The organism is Coprococcus sp. AM97-35 (genome assembly GCF_027697525.1).
GTDB lineage: Bacteria > Bacillota > Clostridia > Lachnospirales > Lachnospiraceae > Allocoprococcus > Allocoprococcus comes.
On record NZ_JAQESL010000054.1, the window covers coordinates 1 to 2,874 of the forward strand.

The 2,874-nt window shown below is 32.2% G+C and carries 4 protein-coding genes; all 4 read right to left on the reverse strand.

The window, feature by feature from the left end; translation table 11 throughout:
• The coding region (locus PG840_RS16385; RefSeq protein WP_270613895.1) for an ATP-binding cassette domain-containing protein at positions 1 to 554 on the reverse strand (554 nt) is incomplete at its 3' end.
• 15 nt (positions 555 to 569) lie between these two features.
• Positions 570 to 1,028 carry a hypothetical protein gene (locus PG840_RS16390; protein WP_173867820.1) on the reverse strand — a complete coding sequence of 153 codons (459 nt, stop codon included), beginning with the start codon at positions 1,026 to 1,028 and terminating at the stop codon, positions 570 to 572.
• A gap of 1 nt (position 1,029) precedes the next feature.
• The gene (locus tag PG840_RS16395) at positions 1,030 to 2,247 is read right to left on the reverse strand and encodes an ABC transporter permease (RefSeq protein ID WP_173867819.1); all 1,218 of its coding nucleotides are present in this window, start codon (positions 2,245 to 2,247) and stop codon (positions 1,030 to 1,032) included.
• Between the two features lie 14 nt (positions 2,248 to 2,261).
• Positions 2,262 to 2,747 (reverse strand): hypothetical protein, encoded by a 486-nt coding sequence (locus PG840_RS16400; RefSeq protein ID WP_151165543.1) that lies wholly within the window; start codon positions 2,745 to 2,747, stop codon positions 2,262 to 2,264.
• Between the last annotated feature and the right edge of the window lie 127 nt (positions 2,748 to 2,874).

The following is a 2,874-nucleotide window of genomic DNA, read 5'->3' on the forward strand; positions in this document are numbered from 1 at the left end:
ACAATTACACATTTCCCTAATTTATGTGCCGTTTCCTGAAGAAGTTCAGTAACTTCTCTACCAATATCTTCATCAAGATTTCCTGTTGGTTCATCTGCTAATAATACTTTTGCATGGCTTGCTAAAGCTCTCGCAATAGCCACTCTTTGCTGTTGTCCTCCGGAAAGTTGTAAAACTCTTCGATTCCAGTCTTCCTTCGGAATTCCAACTGCAGTTAATAATTCTTCGGGGTTTCCATTACCCCCAAGCATAACATTTTCCTTCGGTGTCAAATAATCAATCAAATTGTAGTTCTGGAATACCAAAGAAACATGTTCTTTTCGATGATGATTTAATCCACCTTTTAAAATATCCTCTCCTTCATATAAAATACTTCCAAATACAGGAACATCCAAACCTGCAAGCAATGACAAAAATGTTGTTTTTCCTGATCCACTTGCTCCTAAAATAGCATATACCTTGCCTTCTTCAAATTCATAACTAATCCCGTTCAAAACATTTTTATTTTTATTTGTTTTATAATGGTAGACTACATTTTTTACTTCTAAAACCACTGTATCGCCTCCTAATCAATTAACAGTTTCAAATCCAATTTCTACTTTATCTAGTAAATTATTTTCTTTAAAAAAAATATTTTTTTGCTTAAAATATCCCCTTATCACTTCCATCTCTAAATTGCGACTAGGCATTTTCCATTCGGAGTTGTTCCGCTTTTCTGCACTTCTAAAAATTATCCATATTCTTCCCTCATAATATTTTAAGCTTATTTCTAAGACGGAAAGTCCCACACATTTCTCAACAAAATAATACAAAGTATTTGTCAAACATAATTTGAGTGCATTTTTATTTGCATATATACAACTATCCATTCCATCATACAAATCCAGTCTGATTCGAATTCCAATTTTTCGTAAATCATCTTCTACAGATTCATATAATTCTAATATTGGTACAACAACTTCTATCTTATTTCCCAAACGATTTTGGTTCTCTATTTGGGAAACACTATTCTTATTATTTCTTTTCATGCTATCCCTCCATCTCTGATAGTGTATCTTTAGGATTTGTCCGTAAAACAGGGATCACTGATATTCCAATTCCAATAAAAAGTATCATAGCACCACTCATAATAAGTATTCCTACATCTGATAACTGTGGGCTAATTTTTACTGCCAATGTAGAAATATTTTTTCCTGCAAATAGTAGATCTTTCAATTTTTCTGCCAAAATATTCCCTATAGCAATAGAAAATACAGAAGAAATTGTAAATACCAAAAAACTTTCTAATAATAACTGTGATAATATTGAACATTTGCTTTTTCCTAAACTGATATAAACTGCTATTTCCTTTTTCCTCACCCTCATCCACATACATAAAAGGAGTGTTATAACAATTGCAGATGTTCCCAGCGTCAAATATAACATCAATTTTACAACTTGCATAACCTGTTCGAGAGGTTGTTTCATTTGTCGGAATAACATATCTGATTTTGTTAATTCAGCTTTCTCTCCCAGTATATTTTGTATTTCTTTTTCTATCTTATCTAGTTCTTCTGGTTTTTTTAAATATACGGAAATACTTTCATATCCTCTTACTTCTTGCAGCTTTACTATGGTTTCTGTTTTCGCATAAATAGTATTTTCAATCCGGTAAACCGCCGCCATTTCTTTCGATTGTTTTCTTTCCAAACCCGACAAATAATATCCTGAGATAACTCCTTCTATTTTTTTTCCATCATCCGTTTCTACAGTGAGCGTGTCTCCAATTTCTAATTTATTAAATTCTGCTAACATTTGATTCACAACAACTTCATTTTTCTCTTTCGGATACTTTCCCTTTACAAGCCGAACTTCAGATTCAGCAAACGCCCCATCTAGTTTTAAATCATCATACCCCACTAATCGAACCTGAAGATTTTCTGTATTAGTATTTTGGTTTTCTGTTACCGCCTGAAAATTTGACGGATATATAGGCAACGTAGTATTTTTATTAATTCTATCTATTCCCTTCAATTCCTGTATTTTATTTATTTCTTCCATTGTAATCGGATTGTTATTTTCCACAATTCCTGCCAATATTTTTGTCTTTGTTTTTTTCTGCAGTTCGCTTTTTGCCTCATTTGAAGCTTTTAAAATAATTCCAGTACTTAAAATCATCGCTTCTGAAATCAAGAGTACTAAAAACAAAATTACTGTTTTTGATTTTTTTCTTATTAAACAACGGACTGCCCTTTTTGCACTTCCCAATTTATCTCCTCCCACTATTTTTGAAAATGATTTATAATGACACGTGTAGCTAAAAACGTTCCATCTTCTTGATATTCCCCATACAGAAAGACTGATGATGATTTTTTTACATCCTCTCTTGTGCCATCTGTTAAAGTTATATTCGTAATTGTAGAGTTTGCGATTTGAAATTGCGTATTGTCAGCATATTTTACGAAAACTCTTTCTACACCTTCTGTATTATCTCCACCTGCTGGTGTGGTCAGGGTGTCTTCTGTACTCTTTCCTTTCCCAAGTGTACATCCTGTTTCTGTAAAATCAATTACGGTTCCTACTAAATTAGCATTATTTAAAACACTTTCCCCTTCGCTCTTCTCCTTATTGTTTTCAGTTTGATTGTCACTATTTGTTGAATTCTCTGTAGCAGGTGAGGCCGGTTTATTCATATTTTCATTCCCACATCCCACCAATGTTCCCAATATACAAGCTGACAACATTATCATTGTAATTTTTTTCTTCATAAATTATATCCTCCAATATTTTGATACTTTTATTATAAAAATCTCTTTTATGTTTATCACGTTTTTTATGTGTAATTTATGTGTAGAATTTAAAAAAGCGTTGTAAAGCTCCACAAATTATTGATTT

Excerpts from the sequence above, each read along its gene's own strand:
- PG840_RS16390 (WP_173867820.1), bottom strand. The coding sequence starts at position 1,028 with ATGAAAAGAAATAATAAGAATAGTGTTTCCCAAATAGAGAACCAAAAT.
- PG840_RS16400 (WP_151165543.1), bottom strand. The coding sequence starts at position 2,747 with ATGAAGAAAAAAATTACAATGATAATGTTGTCAGCTTGTATATTGGGA.